Here is a 17,944-nt window from a genome sequence, read left to right as displayed (position 1 = left end):
GGACCTCGGGACTTCATGAGCCTTCTCCGATTGAGGCCCGCAGAGTGTATCAGTTTTTCCGTGTCCCGTGGTCCAGCCCGAGGGGTTCACTCCATTGGCGGGGTAATCGGCATCCAATTTTGACCCCCCTCAGATTTCATCTGACCATCCGGCTTTTGGCGGCGGATGGAGCGGGAGTTGAAGCGAGTGGATACGATTGCGCGTGTTCGACGGGCCTTCCATGTGCAGGGCTGGTCAGTGAAGAAGATCGTCCGGGAACTCCATGTATCGCGCAACACGGTTCGCAAGATACTGCGCTCCGACGAGACCGATTTTACCTATGAACGGGAGCGGCAACCGCTGCCAAGGATCGGAGCGTGGAAGGCCGAGATCGAGCGGTTTTTGACAGCCAATGAGGGCAAGCCGTCACGCGAACGGCTGACGCTGATCCGGATTTACGAGGAGGTTCGGGCACTCGGCTACGATGGCAGTTATGACGCGATCCGGCGATATGCCAAGACCTGGGCGAAGAACCGGGGAGCCGTGACGGCGGAAGCCTATGTGCCGCTCTACTATGCGCCAGGTGAGGCTTACCAGTTCGACTGGAGCCACGAGATCATTCTGATCAACGGCGTAACGACGACCGTGAAGCTCGCGCATGAGCTCTGGCGTCCTGATCGAAGGTGCAATCATGAAAACCGCCTGAAGCGGGAAGCGCCCGTGAAAAACAAATTCCAATCCTCAGGGCCTGATCAGCCCTGACGGATCCAGGTGAACGGACCGGGATTCCTTTTGGCTTCAACCGCCGATCTTGAGATTGGTCCCGTTCTCCTGAACCCGCGCTCGCGAAAGCGGGAAATTGGTGTCTGCCGCCAAAGAGCGGCGACCGCATGTGAGGTTGTACAGGCTCGAGAACCGGGCAGGTAATTGCCATGGGCTCAGACCGTGGATCCCACTCACCAAGGAGAAATTCGATGCCACTCGAATGAACAATTGACAAAAAACCTGATGTGAGGGACACGAACGTGTGACCAGTTATTTACGTGGTCAGCGAAATCGATTTGTCATTGCTCCATGACCGGGCGATTGTGAGCAAAATGCTCATTTGCGCAGCCTCACAGCGGCAATGACGTGTGGCGTCAGGAACGCGGCAATCTCTGTGATGACATCCTTCAGATCGCCGGGTTCATGTGCAACGCTTTCAACGAATGCGTGCCATTGCCGTTGCTTTTCCTGGTCCTTGACAAAGGCGTCCGTCAGGGCGTCGGGTATCTCCGGGGGATCGGTGTTTCTCGACGTTCGAAAGTCGCTTTGATCGCACACGCCATTCTGTCATCATCGAAATCGAATGACCTGTTGAGAATCCAGATATCGTAAAAGTCCTTCATGCGGCTGTTTGCACGCCCCAGCATGACCATCGCCTGGAACTTTTCGGCAATGACCGTCTCCCGCGCATAGGCTCTGAGCCGGGCCATCGGAAAACGAGCATAGAAGGATAATCTAGCGTCTCCGCCCCAGGCTCGAGCGCATCGCCAAATCCGATGTCGATCGTCAGGGTAATCCGCGCGCCACTGATCAAGGCCACGACCCGCAACCTGAGCCCGCCATATTCCAGCCCTCACGAATGCGACATTCGCATCACTGAAGGCATCTCGAAATCAGCATATTGACATTTGTCGAAAACGATTCGAATTTTGTCAAATCTAATACGGAGCGATGATCAACTGCGTCGTCGTCGAAGCTCGTTCCGGCCTGAGGAATGCGGAGGAGAAAGTGGAATTCCTGCTCGAAGTGAAGGGGCTGAAAAAGTCCTTTGGCGGCGTCGCCGCATTGCGCGATGGGCGCTTTCAGCTGCGTCCCGGCTCCGTCCACGCCTTGTGCGGGGGCAACGGTGCGGGCAAGTCGACGTTCCTCAAGATTCTGATGGGCATTCACAAGCGCGATGCCGGCTCCATTCGCCGCCGCGGCAAGGATGTGGATTACACAAGCCCTGCCGAAGCGCTCGCGGCCGGCATTGCCATCATCGAGCAGGAGCTCAGCCCCATCCCGCACATGACGGTTGCGGAGAACATCTATCTCGGCCGCGAGCCATCGGCGCGCTTTGGCGGCATCGATTTCAAGACAATGAACCGCAACGCGCAGGCGCTCCTCGACCGACTGCAGTTCAACATCCGCGCCACGCAATTCATGATGAACCTCTCGGTCGCGCAAGTTCAGCTGGTCGAGATCGCCAAGGCGCTCAGCCACGATGCCGAGGTGATCTTCATGGACGAGCCCACCTCCGCGATCGGCGAGAAGGAAGCGCAGCAGCTGTTTGCGACCATTGAGCGGCTGAAGGCTGAAGGCAAAGGCGTTGTCTACGTCTCGCACCGTCTGTCCGAAATCTTCCAGATCGCCGATTCCTACACGGCCTTTCGCGACGGGTCCTATGTCGGCAGCGGCGCGCTTGCCAATATCGACCGGCCGGGCCTCATCCGCCTGATCGTCGGCCGCGAGCTTGGCGAAGAATACATCAAGACCAACGTCCCGACGGTAACGCCGGGGCTGGAAGTCGCCGGGCTTACAGCAGAGGGCAAAGTCAACGACATCTCGTTTACCGCTCACAAGGGGGAGATTTTCGGCATTTACGGCCTGATGGGATCCGGCCGTACCGAGATCTTCAACTGCATCTTCGGCATCGATGCCGTCAGCAACGGCCAGATCAAGCTTGCTGGCGAGCCCATAACCGTGCGCAAACCGGCCGAAGCCATGCAGCATGGCATCGCCTTCGTCACCGAAGATCGCAAGCTGACCGGCCTCAACCTGATCGATAGCGTTCGCAACAATATCTGCCTTGCGAGCCTACCCGAAATGAGCCCCAATTTTTCGATGGATCGCCGGGCCGAGGCCAACGCCAGCCGGGACATGATCCAGCGCTTCGGCATCAAGGCTGCACGCGACAGCATGCCGGTCTCCGGCCTTTCGGGCGGCAATCAGCAAAAGGTGGTGCTCGGCAAATGGTTTCTGCGCAAGCCGAAAGTGCTGCTGCTCGATGAGCCGACGCGCGGCGTCGATGTCGGCGCCAAGCGCGAGATCTATCGCATCATCTGCGACTTCGCCGCCGAAGGCGGCACCGTGATCATGATCTCATCCGAAATAGACGAGGTTCTCGGCATGTCGGACCGCATCCTGGTGATGCGCCAGGGACGGTCTGCCGGAATTCTCAAGAGGGAGGAGGCCGACGCGCAATCGCTCGTGCATCTGTCGACCTGAACACAGCAGGCACGAAGCTCAAAAGAACGCGTCCGGCAACAAGAGGTATTTGCAATGTCCGCCACTGACAATAATCCGTCCAATTCCTGGTTCGGCTCGGACCGGCGCCGATTGATCATTCAGGAATACGGGATCTTTCTCGCCTTCCTTCTGCTCGCAGCTGTCCTCTCCGTTTCGAACCAATACTTCCTGACGGCCGGCAACATCTCCAACGTGCTGCTGCAGACCTCGATCAACGGGGTGCTGGCAATCGGCATGACATTCGTCATCCTGACGCGCGGCATCGATCTTTCCGTCGGCTCCGTGGTCGCACTCACAGGCATCGTCAGCGCCAGTTTCGCGACGACCTCGGCGACGGCCGGGATCATCGGTGCACCCTACCCGCCTTATGTCGCACTCGTCGTCGGCCTGCTGGTCGGTGTCGCCTGTGGCGCCGTGGTCGGCCTTATTGTCTCGCGCTTTGCCGTTCCCGCTTTTGTCGCAACGCTCGGCATGCTCTCTGCCGCCCGCGGCCTGACGCTGATCTATGGCGGCGGCAAGCCGGTTCCAGCTCTCACGCCTGACTTCCGCTGGATCGGCACCGGCAGCATCCTGTCCATCCCAATGCCGGTCGTTCTGCTTGCCATCGTCTTCATCATCGCCTGGTGGGTCCTGAACCGCACCCGCTTCGGCCGCTATATCTATGCTGTCGGCGGCAATCCGCATGCAGCCGTTACCTCCGGTATCAACGTCAGCAAGCTGCGCTTCCTCGTTTACGTCATTTCCGGTGGCCTCTCCGGTCTGGCAGGCATGATCCTTGCGGCGCGCACCGGCTCCGCTCTGCCACAGGCCGGCATCGCCTATGAGTTGGACGCGATTGCAGCCGTCGTCATTGGCGGCACCAGCCTTTCCGGCGGCGTCGGCCGCATCACGGGCACGCTGATCGGCGCGCTGATCATCGGTGTCATGAACAACGGCCTCGATCTCATGGGCATCCAGTCCTACTACCAGCAGGTCCTCAAGGGCGCGCTCATCGTCGGCGCCGTCATGCTCGACCAAAAGAGAAACCTGGGCGGCTGAGCCCGAAGACATTCCAGTGTCCACACTCGGAAAACCCAACGGCTCGTCAAGACGACGGCCGGACTTTCAACGGAGGAGACCTATAATGAAGAAATTATTGATTGCTCTTGCTGCAGCGACAGCAATTCTGGCCTCACCTGTCCTCGCCCAGGACAAGAAGCTGAAAATCGGCGCGGCTCCCTACGGCCTGAATGCCGAATTCATGCAGATCTGGTCGGCAGCGCTAAAGGAACACCCCGCCGTCAAGAATGGCGATGTCGATCTGACCATCTTCGACGGCCGCTATGACGCGCTCGTGCAGCAGGAGCAGGTCAACACGATGATCACGCAGAAGTTCGACGCGATCATCTTTGTACCGATCGATATCGAGGCCGCAGCAACCGCCGTACAGGCCGCCCATGACGCCGGTATCCCCGTCGTCGGCTCGAACACCCGCGTCAATTCCGATCTGCTGACTGCTTATGTCGGTTCCGACGACACGATCTCCGGCTACATGGAGGCCAAGAGCGTCCTCGACAAGATCGGCTGCAAGGGCAATGTCGTCATCCTCGAAGGCCCGATCGGTCAGTCCGCTCAGATCTCGCGCCTCGAAGGCAACAAGAAGGCGCTTGCCGAGTGCCCGAATGTGAAGGTGCTGGAAGACCAGACCGCCAACTGGTCGCGTGCCGAAGCCCAGACCCTCATGGAAAACTGGCTGACCTCTCATCCCGGCCAGATCAACGGCGTCATCGGCCAGAACGACGAGATGGCGCTCGGCGCGATCGAAGCGATCAAGGCTGCCAAGCTGAACGTCAAAGACTTCGCCATTGCCGGTATCGACGGCATCACCGATGCGCTCCATGCCGTCAAGGCTGGTACGATGACCTCGATCCTGCAGGACGCCAGCGCGCAGGCTCAGGGCGCCCTCGATCTGGCAATCTTTGCCGCCAAGAAGGGCAACTACAAGCCGGAATCCAAGATCTGGGAACAGTATCCGGCCATGCCGTTCAACGACGGCAAGGACAAGAACTACAATGTTCCGTGGACCCCGGTAACGGCCGAGAACGTCGACAAGCTGCTCGAAACCCGCAAGTAAGATCAATGTGGCGGGGCGAACCATCGCCTCGCCACACCCCGAAAACAGAGGCTTGAAAAAGATGACCGAGACATCCCCAGACATTGATTTGAACTTCCCGCTTTCAGGCAAGACGGCGCTCGTCACAGGCGGCGGCTCCGGCATCGGTGCTGCGGTCGCGGCTGCATTCGCCTCCAAGGGCGCGAAGGTCGCGGTTCTCGATATCAATGTCGACATGGCGAAGACCAAGGCATCAGAAATCGGCGGCGGCGCTGAAGCATTCGTCTGCGACGTGTCCGATCCGGCCTCGGTCAGCAAGGCCGTCAGCGATGTCGTATCGCATTTCGGCGGCATCGATATCGCCGTCAACAGCGCCGGCGTCGTCTTCCTTGCTCCCGCCGAGGATCTGCCGCTCGACTATTGGGACAAGACGATCAACATCAACCTCAAGGGAACGTTCCTGGTCACACAGGCTGTCGGTCGCGCGATGATCGCCGCCGGCAAGGGTGGCAAGATCGTTAATCTCGCCTCGCAAGCCGGCACGGTCGCCATCGAAGAGCATGTGGCATACTGCGCCTCCAAGTTCGGCGTGATCGGCATGTCCAAGACCTTTGCCGCCGAATGGGGCAAACACGGCATCAACGTCAACACCATCTCGCCGACCATCGTGCTGACCGAGCTCGGCAAGAAGGCCTGGGCCGGTGAAAAAGGCGAAGCCGCCAAGAAGCGCATCCCGACGGGCCGTTTCGCCTTCCCGCAGGAGATTGCAGCCGCGGCTGTTTTCCTCTCCTCGTCCGGCGCGGACATGATCAACGGCGCCGATCTGCTGATCGACGGCGGCTACACCATTCTTTGAGCGCAAGCGCTCGACAATTTCGACAGGAGAGACCATGCAGCGGTTCATCAACAATCCCGATGAAGTCGTTGAAGATACTGTAAAAGGCTTCATCAAAGCGCATTCGGATATCGTTCGTCTGGCAGACAATCCGCGCGTCGTCGTCGCCAAGGATGCGCCGTATGCCGGCAAGGTCGGCGTGGTCACCGGCGGTGGCTCCGGCCATGAGCCGGCCTTCATCGGCTATACCGGTAAGAATATGCTGGATGCGGTCGCAGTCGGCGAGCTCTTTTCGTCCCCAACGGCCAAGAGCTTCCACGACGCCATCCGCGAGGCCAATGGTGGCCGTGGTGTTATCTGCCTTTACGGCAACTATGCCGGCGACAACATGAACGTGAAGATGGCGACGAAGCTTGCCGCCAAGGACGGCATCGAAGTCGCGACCGTCGTCGCCAACGACGATGTCTGCTCGGCACCACCGGAGGAGCGCGAGAAGCGCCGCGGCGTGGCCGGCGAAATCTTCATGTGGAAGATCGGCGGCGCCAAGGCTTCCAAGGGTGCGAACCTGGAGGAAGTACGCGTGACCGCGCAAAGGGCGATCGACAATTGCCGCTCCGTCGGTATCGGCCTTGGTCCCTGCACCCTGCCCGCCGTCGGTCATTCGAATTTCCAGATCGAACCCGGCACGATGGAAGTCGGCATCGGCCATCACGGCGAACCCGGCGTTCGCGTCGAGCCGCTGAAGACGGCAGCGGAGATAGCCGAGGATATGTGTCAGATCGTGCTCGATGATCATAATCTGGCCACTGGAACGGAAGTGGCCGTCCTCGTGTCTGGCCTCGGCGCGACACCGGTCAACGAGCTCTACATCCTCAACGACACGATCGAGACGAAGATCTCCGAACGGGGATTGAATATCTACAGGACCTATATTGGCAACTACTTCACGTCGCTCGAAATGGTCGGCGCGACGCTGACCGTGATGGCACTCGACGAGGAGCTGAAAGAGCTTCTGGACGTCGAGGTCGAGTGCACGACGCTGCTCTGAGGGGGACGCACGCATGCAGACATTCAACAATGCAACATCGGGTGATATCGTCTTGGCGATGGCCGATCGCATCGTCGAGAACCGCGCCTATCTCAGCGAGATCGACGGCAAGATCGGCGACGGCGACCATGGCGTCAACATGGCCAAGGGCTTCGCAATGGCCGCGGAACGCCTGAAGGGCAAGAACCAGTCGCTGTCAGTCTCGCTCGATACGCTGGGCACGGTGCTGATGACCGAGATCGGCGGCTCCATGGGCCCGCTCTACGGCGTCATGTTCACCGAGATTGCCGAAAAGCTCAACGGCATCGAGGCCATCGATAGCGCAGCCTATAGCAGGGCGCTGCATGCCGGGCTTGAAGGTATCCAGTCGATCGGTTCCGCCAAAGTCGGCGACAAGACGCTTCTGGACACGCTGGTTCCGGCAATCGAGGCGTTCGATGCTGCGAATGCAGCCGGCAAATCCTTTGCGGAGGCGCTCGATGCTCTGGTTGCTGCAGCCGAGGTCGGCCGCGACTCCACCCTCAATCTCGTTGCCAAGATCGGCCGCGCCAGCCGGTTGGGCGAGCGCTCGCTCGGCGTTCTCGACGCCGGTGCGACTTCCTGCGCTATCATCCTGAAGGAACTTTCGCTCTGCGCTCGCGCACGACTGCAATAACAGGGCTCTCCCAAGGCTGCGCGATCCCGTGCTCCACCACGGGGTCGCGCGCCGCCCTTCCTCAAGAAGAAGCATTTGCAAACATGCGTCATTGCTTTCATCTTCTGGCGAAAACGGGAAACAGTGAATCATCATGACAGGCAAGGCATCTTCGGTCGGCAAGAACAGTGCAAGCAAGGCGGGCGTGCCGGATGCGACCGATAGCATGCCGTTGCGCTATGGCGACGACCCCTATGTCTGGGCCTGCTGGCTCTATTACGAAGATGGCAAGACCCAAGGCGACATCGCCGAGATTATGGGCATTTCGCGGGCGACCGTGAACAGCTATCTCGCCGATGCCCGCAGCCGCGGCATCGTCAATATCTCACTCGAGCCCTCTCGCCTGAGTTCGCTCTCCATCGCTCAAGAACTCAAGCGCCATTTCGGCCTGCACGACTGTCTCGTGGTGCCTAGCGACGACGGTTCGCGGCCGCTTATCGACCGCCTCGGAACCGCCGGTGCGCAGGCCATCGCCCGCCTACTGAAATCCGGCGATACGCTTGCCGTTGCCTGGGGCCGCACGGTTCTCGCGGTCGCGGAGCAAGCCAATGTGCCGAACCTGCAGGATGTTACCATCGTCCAGGCAACCGGTGGCACCCGTGCACTCTTTGCCTACACGCCGGAACTCTGTGCCAGTGCCTTTGCCAATGTGACAGGCGGCAGGCTGATCAATATCACGGCCCCTGCGATCGTTTCGGCGCCTGAAGTTCGGGAGATCTTGTTGCGCGAACCATTGGTCGAGGATCAATTTGCTACCCTTGCCAAAGCCAACAAAGCTATCTTCGGCGTGGCGTCGTTGCGGCCGAACTCGACGGTTCACAGCAGCGGTTTCTTCGAGTCCGTCTCCCTGCAGGATTATCTGGCCAAGAATGCTGTTGGCGTTCTTGCCGGCCGTTTCATCGACACCAAGGGTCTGCCGGTTGCAGGGCCGCTCGACGACCGCACCATCGGCATATCCCTCGACATGCTGAAATCCATCGGGCTACGCATCGCCGTCGCCGGCGGCTTCGACAAGGTGCCCGCAATTCTCGCCGCCTTGCGCGGCGGCTATATCAACGTGCTGATTACCGATGCAGCCACCGGGCGCGGCATTCTGAATGCCGATGGTGTCACCGAGTTCGATCAGAAAGCCCAGCAGCGTCCGAAAACCGACAACAGCATTGCCCTGCCCAGCAGCTATCGAACGCATATCAAGAAATTCCTCAACAATCCCGACGATGTCGTCGACGAGATGCTGGAAGGCATCGTCAAGGCACATGCCTCGCATATCACGCCGATCAAGGGATCGAACCGCGCGCTGATGGCGCGAACCGGCCCGAGGCTGGGAAAGGTCGGCCTGGTGATTGGCGGCGGTACCGGGCACGAGCCTAGCTTTCTTGGCTATGTCGGCAAGGGGCTTGCCGATGCCGTTGCCATCGGCAACATCTTTTCCTCGCCTCCGCCGACGCCAATCCTCGAATGTGCCAAGGCGTCTTCCGGCGGCGAAGGCGTACTTTTTGTCTACGGCAACTATGCCGGCGACGTCATGAACTTCGAGATGGCCGCCGAAATGGCGCAGGAGCAGAAAATCGACGTCCGCACGGTGCTGACCACAGACGATATCTCCTCCTCGCCGATCGAGGATCGCGAGGGACGACGCGGCGTCGCCGGCAACTTCTTCATCTTCAAGATAGCCGGCGCCGCCTGCGACAAGGGTCTGTCGCTCGACGCATGCGAGACGGTGACGCGCAAGGCCAATGATCGGACTTTCACGATGGGTGTCGCACTCGAGCCCTGCTCGCTGCCGCAGACCCGACGCCACAACTTCGAAATCGGACCTGACGATATCGAATTTGGCATGGGCATTCACGGCGAACGCGGTGTCACCCGCGAGAAGATGATGAGCGCCGACGAGATCACCGATCGGGTGATGGACCGGATATTCTCCGAAATGAAGCCGGTTGCAGGCGATCGAGTGGCGGTGCTCATCAATTCTTTCGGCGCAACGCCGCTGATGGAGCTCTATATTCTGTTCCGGCGCGTCGAACAGAGGCTGAGCGCGAAGGACATCAAGATCGAGGCAAACTGGGTGGGACATTATTGCACGTCGCTGGATATGGTCGGCGCCTCCATATCCATCCTGCATCTCGATCAGGAACTGACTGACATGCTCTACCATCCGTGCGACACCTTCGCGCTGAAGGTCGGATGAAGCTATAAAAATGTGCCCGGCGACAATAGACATGGCCGGGACCGGGAGGAAGACGATGTCGGAAGAAGCCGCCCGATGCCTGGGCACCATGTTTCAGCGCATATCGATCGCGATCAATGCCGAAAAAGATCGCCTCTCGGAGCTGGATGGCGCAATTGGCGACGCCGATCACGGCATCACCATGTCTCTCGGCTTCATGGCGGTGAACGCGGAGCTCGCAAAGCTCGATCTTGCGCAGGCGTTACCCTCCGAAATCTTCTCCGCGGCAGCCTCCGCCTTTCTGGATGCCGTCGGCGCATCGACCGGCCCGCTCTATGCCACCGCCTTCCGCCGCGCTTCGCAGTCATTGAAGGCGGACGAATCCTTATCGCTCGCCTGCCAGGCAATGATCGTCGACGAGATGCGGGCCGGTATCCAGCAGCGCGGCAAAGGTCAGCGTGGCGACAAGACCATGCTCGACGCCTGGATCCCCGCTGCCGAGGCCGCAATCCACGCCAAGGCGAATTCGCACGATGCTATGACGATGTGGAATTCCATCGTTGACGCTGCCGAAGCTGGAGCTAATTCGACAAGCTCCATGGTGGCCGCCCGCGGTCGGGCCGCTCGGCTGGGAGAGCGATCCCTTGGGCATATCGATCCCGGCGCGGCTTCGGCCGTTATCATTCTGCGTGCGATGCGCGATACGTTTGAAGCAAGCTGAGCTTAGCACTAAGCAGCTGTAGAAGCCACCAAATCGCCCCGGCTTCGACAAGCTATCGCGATGCAACCAGCAATGCAAGCATTGCACTGCTGCTCTGGCTGCCGGCCCCTCGTCGGTGGGATTGTTCTTGTACTGATCGGCCATGACAAGCGCTTGGAACGAGTACCTATCTCGCGTTGCGAACGATCCCGCGGGCCCCAAAGGGGTCGACAGCGGCAAGGCTACAACCTCAGCGGCCTTGGTGGAACGTCAATCATTATTCGGTGGCGCAATATTGCCGACGCGACGGTGAATGACTGCCACGAGCGGGATCTTGCCCAGGTTAGAAGTAGTGGCGACGAGCTGCGCGGCGCTCCCGATAGCCAACAAAACTATAAGAGCTGGCGATATTGCCAGATATCACCAGCCCTTGGAACATAGTCAGCCGATTGGAATGCCTGAGCTACCGCATCTAAACGCTTGCGATCAGACCGCCGTCGATCCTCAGAACACTTCCGGTAACATAAGATGCACGCGTGCTCGCCAGGAAGGTGACGACATCGGCATATTCCTGCGGATCGCCGTAGCGGCCGACTGGAATGGAGGCGGTGCTTTGCGCCGAGACATCTTCTACCGAGCGGCCTTCGCGCTTGGCCCTCTGCTCATCCAGGAAGGTGATGCGCTGAGTGGCGATGCGGCCAGGCAGCACGATATTGACCGTCACGCCGTCGCGGCCGACCTCGCCTGCAAGGGTCTTCGACCAACCGACCAAGGACATGCGCAACGCGTTCGAAAGTCCGAGGTTCGGGATCGGCGCGACAACGCCCGACGAGGTCGAGGTAATGATCCGCCCCCACTTCTTCTCGCGCATCTTCGGCAGCACGGCATCGCTAATCGCAATGACCGACAGCACCATGCTATCGAAATGCTTACGCCAGCTTTCGGCATTCTGGCCAGAAACGAGCGTCGGGGGCGGGCCGCCGGTGATATTGACGAGGACGTCGACCGATCCGAACCGGGCTTCGATCGTCGAGAGGTTCGAGGTGATGATGCTGAGGTCGGCAAGATCCCAGGCGATCGCCACAGCGCTGCCACCACTTGCTTCGATCTCCGCGACCGCCTTTTCAGCCGCTTCCTTGTTGATATCGGCGACAGCGACATGGCTCCCTTCGGCGGCCAATGTCTTGGCAATTGCGCCGCCGAGGCCACCGCCTGCGCCGAGGACGAGCGCAGTTTTTTCCTTCAGTCCTAGATCCATGCGTGTTTCCTTTCATTTTCCGGCACACAACCGGTTTGCTTTGCAGGTCAGCCGGCCATCCAACCGCCGTCTACCATGAGGTTGATGCCGGTCATGTAGCTCGACATGTCGCTTGCCAGGAACAGAGCTGCGCCGGCAACATCTTCCGGGGCGCCGAGACGCGGCCAGGGCGTGCGGCGGCGCGAATAGTCGAGTGCATCGGAATCATTGGCGACACCAGGCTTGCCGGTGACGATCTTACCCGGCGCAATCGCATTGCAGATGATCAGGTCGTCGGCATGATCCACCGCGATCTGCCGCGTCATCTGCACGATGCCGCCCTTGCTGACGCCATAGGGAAAATCGCCGGGGCAAGCGACCATGCCATGCTGCGAGGAAATGTTGATAATGCGCCCGCGCACCTCGCCGACTGGTTCCTGTGCGACGAATTGTTGCGCGGCGCGCTTGCAGCAATAGAAGAAGCCGGTGAGGTTGACGCCGATGACGCGCGCCCATTGCTCCGGCGTCGTCTCCAGCAAATTGGTCGATGTGTAGATTGCCGCATTGTTGACCATCACGTCGAGTCGCCCGAAATGGCGGGCAGTCTCGCCGACCAGATGATCGACAGCATCCCAGTTAGAAATATCCGTCTTTACGAAAAGAGCATTGCCGCCGGTAGCGCGGATGCGCTCCAGCGTTGTTTCGCCACCCTCGATCGGCGTCTCAATCATGTCGGCGATGACGATGAAGGCACCTTCGGTGGCGTAGCGCAACGCGATGGCGCGCCCGAGGCCGGAGCTGGCACCAGTGACGATGGCAATTCTGTTCTGGAGCATGGGCATCGGCTGGTCCTCAGGCTTCACGGGTGACGACACTGCCGCGTCTCTCGGAGATGATCTTTCCATCGCGAACGATCTCCTGACCTTTCAGAAACACCCGGGTCAGCATACCCGGTACGTTCCAGCCATCGAATGGCGTATAGGCGGCGCGCGAGACCTGATCGGCATTTGTGATCCGGCTCGGCTGGCGCCGGTCGAGCACCACGATATCGGCATCGAAGCCAGTCGCTATCGCGCCTTTTGAACGACCTAAGCCGAAACGTCCAGCGGGGTTGAAAGAACATATGCGCACAAGATCGCTGAGCCCGATGACCCGTTCTTCGACTAGCCGTAACATGGTCATAAGCAGGGTTTGAAGCCCCGGCATTCCACCCGGAATATCTGCGAACGCGGCATAAGTAGCTGCCTTCTCGGCGGGGCTGTGCGGCGCGTGATCAGTGGCCACGATATCAATCAGGTCCTCGGAAAGGGCGGCTCGCAGCGCTTCGACGTCGGCCGGCGCCCTGAAAGGCGGCGAGCCTTTTAGGTTTGCGCCCGACCTCTCGTAGTCGGCGGCGGTGAAAAAGACATTCTGCGGCGTCGTCTCGACCGTCGCATCAGCCATGTCCCGCAGTCGCCGCCACGTGGAGATGCCAAGCGCCGAATTGACTTGGCGCACATGGATGCGGGCATTCGTGCCCGCCGCCGCCAGAATGGCGCGGACGACGCCCGATGCCTCAGCCAGAGCCGGCCGGCTTTCGAGAAATGCCGCGATATCCCCGGTACGATTGCGTAAGCTGCTGCCGACCAAGATCGATTGGTCGCCTGGCGAAATGCCGATGAGTGTATCGCTTTCGGCAAGGCGACTGACGATCCGCGAGACGGCATCCATGCCGTCGAATAGGAAGGCGTCAGGCACATCGGCCGTGAATAGCTCCAGCGAAACCGGTCGCAAATCCAGCAATCGATCCAGGGGGGCGGTCTCACGGCTGAGGGCAACCTGAAAGCCGACATCCACATGGATCCTTCCCCTAGCCATCTCCATCTTGGCGGTAAGCTGGTCGGCCGTCGCGGTCCAGGGATCATCGGTCGGCATGTCGAGCACGGTTGTTACACCGCCCAAGGCAGCGCTACGCGTCCCGCTGTCGAAATCTTCCTTATGCGTGAGCCCCGGTTCGCGCAGGTGGACATGGCCATCGACCAGACCGGGCAGAAGATAGCAGCCTTCGGCATTCACGATGCTGCGGGCTTCGACCGCCTCGCCGGGCGAGAGGATTGTCGCGATCCGGCCGTCGCAGATGACGACGTCACCCCTTACCTCGCCGCTCGCATTGACGATGGTCGCGCCTGATATGATTGTATCGAACATACCGCTCATCCCGATCACTCGTCAGCAGAGGCCCGGCAGGCGCGGTTCTTCGTGGGTCACCACCTCTATCAGCGCGGCTTGACCTGCACCGACCCTCCCAAGGGCACGCAGAAGCGCCGGACGAAGGCCCGCCGGCGACGTCACACACTCGCCATAGCCGCCCAGCGCTTCCGCGATCGGCGCATAGGCACCCGACATACGGTTTGCTCCGTATTTCTGAGTGGCGATCGGCATGCTGGCGGCGTAGCCGCCGAGCACGTTGTTGCGCATGACGACGGTCAGGATCGGCAGGTTGCAACGGATCGCAGTCTCGAAATCAATCCCGACCATGCCGAAGGCCGCCTCGCCCATCAGGTTGACGACCGTCGCCTCTGGTCGCGCCAGCTTGGCACCGAGCGCAAAGCCGAGGCCGCTGCCAAGCTGCGTGGTCTTGCCCCAGCCGATATAGCTGCCAGGCACGGTCGCCTCATAGAAGGGGCTGAACTGATCGCGCGGATTGCCGGCATCATGGGTCATGACCGTCTTTGCCGGATCGACCGCGCGCATGATTTCCCAGACGACGCGATAGGGAGAAATCGGCTCGCTCTCCGCTGTCAGGAGCGGCATCCATCGCTCGATGAAGGCGGCGCGCACAGCGCGGATTTCCTCTTCCATTTCAGTGCGTGCCGGAACATCAAGACGCCCCTCGCCAACCAGCGAAATCATTTGCCGGAGCACGGAGCGGGCGTCACCGACCACGCCCTGCGCGATCGCATAATCCTTGCCGAGATCGCCCTCGTCGATCGTCACCTGCAGCAGCACCTTGTCCTTGGCGATCGGCAGGATGTAGTGCGAGCGAGTCAGGCTGGTGCCGAGCGCGAGCACGACATCGGCCTTGTCCAGGAAATGATCGACCGTCGCCGGCCGCGCGCGTCCGGCCGTGCCGAGCGCCAGCGGATGGTTTTCCGCAAAGCCGCTCTTGCCGTTTGGCGTCGTCATGACCGGGATGCGGAACAGCTCGGCAAATTCCACGAGCTCCTGCGAAGCCGAGGCGGTAAGCACGCCCTGCCCCGCGAAGACGACGGGGTTCTTGGCCGCCAGCAGCATCGCCACCAGTTCGGCGATCTCGCCGCTATCGGCCTGCGGCACGCTGCGCCTCGGCTTCAGATAAGGATTGGCGGAAGGCGCATGCCGCTCGGCCAGCAGATCGACGGGCAGCTCCAACAGAACCGGCGCCGGACGGCCGTTGCGAACGCGGGAAATTGCCGAATGCATCAGCTTCGGCAGATGCTCGACGCGCGTCACCGCCTCGCACCATTTCGTCACATGGCGAAAGTTGCGGCTCGCCTCGAAATTCGGTGCCACTGCCTCAGACCCGCGCGGATAGCCCGTCGGCAGGAAGAGGATTGGCGCACGGTCGTTGAAGGCTTGCGCGATACCACCGAAGGCGCTCTCTGCACCGGGGCCGTATTGCACAGTGACGACGGCAAGTTCGCGGCCGGCCGTGGTGCGCGCATAGCCCTCGGCGATATTCACGGCGACGCGGGGCGTGCGGGTGATGACGGGGGGAATGTCGAGATGAGCACACGCGTCGAATAGTTCGCTGTTCGGGAAGCCTATAATGTGCTTCACGCCCTCCTGCTTCAGGATGGAGGCCACGACATCCGCGCCGCTCATGTCCTTGCCCCACATGGCCCGTTCTTCCCTCGTTTCCCTCGATGGCTCAATGCCGCTCTCGATCCCGTCACGCATCGCGGCCGAAGGCCTCGTGGTTCTCGAGCCAGTGGCGAGCAATATCCTCACGGCGCATGAAGCCAGCGCCCGGCGTCTTCTGGACATGTTCGATGACATCGCGCAGGCCCGATGCGCGGTTCGGCTGACCCATCCAGCGCGCATGAACGCCGATCGTCAGCATGCGGCCACCGGTCTCATCCGCCTCCCCCATCATGTAGTCGATGGCGGAGCGGCAATCCTCGGCAAAGTCACGCGGATTGCTATAGCCGGGCGCAATCAGATAGCGGCTGTCGTTCAATGTCTTGGAATAGGGGACGACGAGCAGACGCGTGCCGTCGTGATCGATGAAATAGGGAAGGTCGTCGTTGCAGGGATCAGAATAATAGAGGAAACCGCCCTCTTTCGCGATGAGATCGCGGGTGTTGACGCTCGGGAAGGACCGGCAATTCCACCCCATCGGGCGGCGACCGGTCAGCTTCTTGTAGAGAGCGACCGCATCGTGCAGTTGGCGCTCCTCGTCCTTGCGCTCGATGGTCGAATATTCGCTCCAGCGCAGGCCGTGGCCGAGCAGGTCATGGCCGCGGGCGTTCATCCATTCGGTGACGGCTGGGTTCTTTTCAAGCGCGACGGCGCAGGCTGACACGGTGATCGGGACTTTGTAGCGATCGAAGAGGCGCGCAAGCCGCCAGACACCGGCGCGGCTGCCATATTCGAAATGCGTCTCGGTGCCGAGATCGCGCACCGGCGGGCTGTTTGGAATATTGTACTCGCCCCAATTGTCGTTGCGGCCGTCCTCCAGCCAGGAATATTCCGAGCCTTCCTCGTAGTTCAGCACCAGGTTGATCGCGAGCTTGACGCCACCGGGCCAGCTTATGAAGGGCGGCTTCGGGCCATAGCCGATAAAATCGCGCGCCTGGCGTTCCGTGTTTTCGGGTTTGACGGGTGCCGACATTATTTCGTCTCCCCGGATGCGCCTTCATTCGCGACGATCCAGTCCATGTAGTCGTGGAAGGCTTCCCTGGCGGGGCGCGGGCGCCAGTCCGTGTCGCGCTCGATGCGGGCGAGATCATATTCGCCCCACATGCCGTCCTTCAGCGTCGCGTCCTGGATGACATTGGCGGTGTCGTGTGGGCTGACCTCGACCTTCAAATCAGGCACGCGCTCCCGCGCCCATTCGATGATGTCGCCTGTGGTCGAGGTGCGACCGCTGCCGATATTGTAGTGGCGATAGCGAAGCCGCGGCGCCGTCAGCAGTGCCACGACGGCATTGCCGACGTCGGCGGAATGGACGTAGTCACCGACTGATTCCAGGCTGTTTGGCCGGATTACCTCACCTGCCAGGGCCATATGCGCCACCTTGTTCGGAACATGGCGGAAATTGCGGCTCTCGGTCGCCCGGTCCATCGTTCCGTAAACCGAGGCGAGACGGACGCTGAGCGCAGATAGGCTGAAGAGATCGGCATAGCGGTTGACCACCATTTCGGAGGCGAATTTGGAGATGCCGTAAAGCGTCAGCGGCGCGACATAGCCGTCTTCCGGCAGGGGTTCGCCGGCCCAGTCCGGCCCGTGATGACGATAGACCGAGCCGGAGCTGACATAGATGAAGCGCTTGACGGAGGGGCGGCTGCGCGCCCATTCGAGCATGTGAACGGTGCCCATCAGATTGACATCGACGATCCTGGCTGGCTCCTCGGCCTCCGGCTGACGCTTGGCCTCGGCAGCGCTGCCGCGCGAGATCGGCGTGATCGTCGCGCCATGCACGATGACGCTGATGCCGTGCTGATCAAGCGCGGCCGACCAGTGCGAAGGGTCGCAGATATGGGCGGTGATGACCGAAAGCCGATCGCGCACCGGCGCAAAATAGCGCTCGGCCATGGCATCGAGGCCGGAGCGATCGAGGATGACGGCGCGGGCCGTGGGATCGCGATCCAGCCAGGTCCGTGCCACGACGCTCATGACGAAGCCTGTGCCGCCTGTGACGAGAAGGGTCATTTCAAAATCCAATCCAGATCATTG

General features: G+C 60.8%; 14 protein-coding genes and 2 pseudogenes. 9 read left to right on the top strand and 7 right to left on the bottom strand.

Annotated elements, in window-relative coordinates:
* Positions 1 to 177 precede the first annotated feature (177 nt).
* A pseudogene (locus FHT84_RS20880) lies at positions 178 to 639 on the top strand (helix-turn-helix domain-containing protein); the annotation flags it as partial.
* Positions 640 to 1,080: 441 nt separating this feature from the next.
* Here the strand turns inward: FHT84_RS20880 and FHT84_RS31770 are convergent.
* Positions 1,081 to 1,594 (bottom strand): annotated as a pseudogene (locus tag FHT84_RS31770) (nucleotidyl transferase AbiEii/AbiGii toxin family protein); the annotation flags it as partial.
* A 158-nt stretch (positions 1,595 to 1,752) separates the two neighbouring features.
* On the opposite strand from FHT84_RS31770, the gene FHT84_RS20870 reads away from it, so the two are divergent.
* The 8 genes from FHT84_RS20870 to dhaL (FHT84_RS20835) all read left to right on the top strand — a co-directional run bounded on the left by FHT84_RS20870 (position 1,753) and on the right by dhaL (FHT84_RS20835) (position 10,812).
* Positions 1,753 to 3,231: a sugar ABC transporter ATP-binding protein gene (locus tag FHT84_RS20870; protein WP_112343056.1), complete on the top strand. Its 1,479-nt coding sequence runs from the start codon at positions 1,753 to 1,755 to the stop codon at positions 3,229 to 3,231.
* Positions 3,232 to 3,285: 54 nt separating this feature from the next.
* Positions 3,286 to 4,290, top strand: a complete 1,005-nt coding sequence (locus FHT84_RS20865; RefSeq protein ID WP_112342814.1) for an ABC transporter permease — start codon at positions 3,286 to 3,288, stop codon at positions 4,288 to 4,290.
* An 85-nt stretch (positions 4,291 to 4,375) separates the two neighbouring features.
* Positions 4,376 to 5,365, top strand: a complete 990-nt coding sequence (locus FHT84_RS20860; RefSeq protein ID WP_112342815.1) for a substrate-binding domain-containing protein — start codon at positions 4,376 to 4,378, stop codon at positions 5,363 to 5,365.
* A 61-nt stretch (positions 5,366 to 5,426) separates the two neighbouring features.
* The gene (locus FHT84_RS20855) at positions 5,427 to 6,200 is read left to right on the top strand and encodes an SDR family oxidoreductase (RefSeq protein ID WP_112342816.1); all 774 of its coding nucleotides are present in this window, start codon (positions 5,427 to 5,429) and stop codon (positions 6,198 to 6,200) included.
* Between the two features lie 34 nt (positions 6,201 to 6,234).
* Positions 6,235 to 7,227: a dihydroxyacetone kinase subunit DhaK gene (locus tag FHT84_RS20850; protein ID WP_112342817.1), complete on the top strand. Its 993-nt coding sequence runs from the start codon at positions 6,235 to 6,237 to the stop codon at positions 7,225 to 7,227.
* A gap of 13 nt (positions 7,228 to 7,240) precedes the next feature.
* Entirely contained in the window at positions 7,241 to 7,882 is a 642-nt protein-coding gene (gene dhaL, locus FHT84_RS20845; protein WP_112342818.1) for a dihydroxyacetone kinase subunit DhaL, read from the top strand.
* 133 nt (positions 7,883 to 8,015) lie between these two features.
* The gene (locus FHT84_RS20840; RefSeq protein ID WP_112342819.1) at positions 8,016 to 10,112 is read left to right on the top strand and encodes a bifunctional sugar-binding transcriptional regulator/dihydroxyacetone kinase subunit DhaK; all 2,097 of its coding nucleotides are present in this window, start codon (positions 8,016 to 8,018) and stop codon (positions 10,110 to 10,112) included.
* A gap of 55 nt (positions 10,113 to 10,167) precedes the next feature.
* Positions 10,168 to 10,812: a dihydroxyacetone kinase subunit DhaL gene (dhaL, locus tag FHT84_RS20835; protein WP_112342820.1), complete on the top strand. Its 645-nt coding sequence runs from the start codon at positions 10,168 to 10,170 to the stop codon at positions 10,810 to 10,812.
* 451 nt (positions 10,813 to 11,263) lie between these two features.
* On the opposite strand, the gene FHT84_RS20830 is transcribed toward dhaL (FHT84_RS20835), so the two are convergent.
* The 6 genes from FHT84_RS20830 to FHT84_RS20805 are packed head-to-tail and all read right to left on the bottom strand — an operon-like array spanning position 11,264 to position 17,920.
* Complete coding sequence (locus FHT84_RS20830) at positions 11,264 to 12,049, bottom strand: SDR family oxidoreductase (RefSeq protein ID WP_112342821.1); 786 nt, start codon at positions 12,047 to 12,049, stop codon at positions 11,264 to 11,266.
* A gap of 47 nt (positions 12,050 to 12,096) precedes the next feature.
* A complete protein-coding gene (locus tag FHT84_RS20825) occupies positions 12,097 to 12,870 on the bottom strand; it encodes an SDR family oxidoreductase (protein WP_112343057.1) in 774 nt (257 codons plus the stop codon).
* A 10-nt stretch (positions 12,871 to 12,880) separates the two neighbouring features.
* On the bottom strand, positions 12,881 to 14,215 hold the full coding sequence (locus FHT84_RS20820; protein ID WP_112342822.1) for a dihydroorotase family protein: 1,335 nt from the start codon (positions 14,213 to 14,215) through the stop codon (positions 12,881 to 12,883).
* A gap of 21 nt (positions 14,216 to 14,236) precedes the next feature.
* Complete coding sequence (locus tag FHT84_RS20815; protein ID WP_245430375.1) at positions 14,237 to 15,946, bottom strand: thiamine pyrophosphate-requiring protein; 1,710 nt, start codon at positions 15,944 to 15,946, stop codon at positions 14,237 to 14,239.
* A complete protein-coding gene (locus FHT84_RS20810) occupies positions 15,939 to 16,880 on the bottom strand; it encodes an allantoinase PuuE (RefSeq protein ID WP_112342824.1) in 942 nt (313 codons plus the stop codon). The genes FHT84_RS20815 and FHT84_RS20810 overlap by 8 nt, the downstream gene beginning before the upstream one ends.
* On the bottom strand, positions 16,880 to 17,920 hold the full coding sequence (locus FHT84_RS20805; protein WP_183763919.1) for an NAD(P)-dependent oxidoreductase: 1,041 nt from the start codon (positions 17,918 to 17,920) through the stop codon (positions 16,880 to 16,882). The genes FHT84_RS20810 and FHT84_RS20805 overlap by 1 nt, the downstream gene beginning before the upstream one ends.
* Positions 17,921 to 17,944 lie beyond the last annotated feature (24 nt).

Origin of the sequence: Rhizobium sp. BK289 (assembly GCF_014193575.1) — a bacterium.
GTDB lineage: Bacteria > Pseudomonadota > Alphaproteobacteria > Rhizobiales > Rhizobiaceae > Rhizobium > Rhizobium tropici_C.
The sequence above is the reverse complement of the archived record's forward strand: the minus strand, read 5'-3'. Positions and strand labels throughout refer to the sequence as shown.

Coding starts and splice junctions, on each gene's coding strand:
- FHT84_RS20865 (WP_112342814.1), top strand. CDS start 3,286: ATGTCCGCCACTGACAATAATCCGTCCAATTCCTGGTTCGGCTCGGAC.
- FHT84_RS20860 (WP_112342815.1), top strand. CDS start 4,376: ATGAAGAAATTATTGATTGCTCTTGCTGCAGCGACAGCAATTCTGGCC.
- FHT84_RS20855 (WP_112342816.1), top strand. CDS start 5,427: ATGACCGAGACATCCCCAGACATTGATTTGAACTTCCCGCTTTCAGGC.
- FHT84_RS20850 (WP_112342817.1), top strand. CDS start 6,235: ATGCAGCGGTTCATCAACAATCCCGATGAAGTCGTTGAAGATACTGTA.
- dhaL (WP_112342818.1), top strand. CDS start 7,241: ATGCAGACATTCAACAATGCAACATCGGGTGATATCGTCTTGGCGATG.
- FHT84_RS20840 (WP_112342819.1), top strand. CDS start 8,016: ATGACAGGCAAGGCATCTTCGGTCGGCAAGAACAGTGCAAGCAAGGCG.
- dhaL (WP_112342820.1), top strand. CDS start 10,168: ATGTCGGAAGAAGCCGCCCGATGCCTGGGCACCATGTTTCAGCGCATA.
- FHT84_RS20830 (WP_112342821.1), bottom strand. CDS start 12,049: ATGGATCTAGGACTGAAGGAAAAAACTGCGCTCGTCCTCGGCGCAGGC.
- FHT84_RS20825 (WP_112343057.1), bottom strand. CDS start 12,870: ATGCCCATGCTCCAGAACAGAATTGCCATCGTCACTGGTGCCAGCTCC.
- FHT84_RS20820 (WP_112342822.1), bottom strand. CDS start 14,215: ATGTTCGATACAATCATATCAGGCGCGACCATCGTCAATGCGAGCGGC.
- FHT84_RS20815 (WP_245430375.1), bottom strand. CDS start 15,946: ATGCGTGACGGGATCGAGAGCGGCATTGAGCCATCGAGGGAAACGAGG.
- FHT84_RS20810 (WP_112342824.1), bottom strand. CDS start 16,880: ATGTCGGCACCCGTCAAACCCGAAAACACGGAACGCCAGGCGCGCGAT.
- FHT84_RS20805 (WP_183763919.1), bottom strand. CDS start 17,920: ATGACCCTTCTCGTCACAGGCGGCACAGGCTTCGTCATGAGCGTCGTG.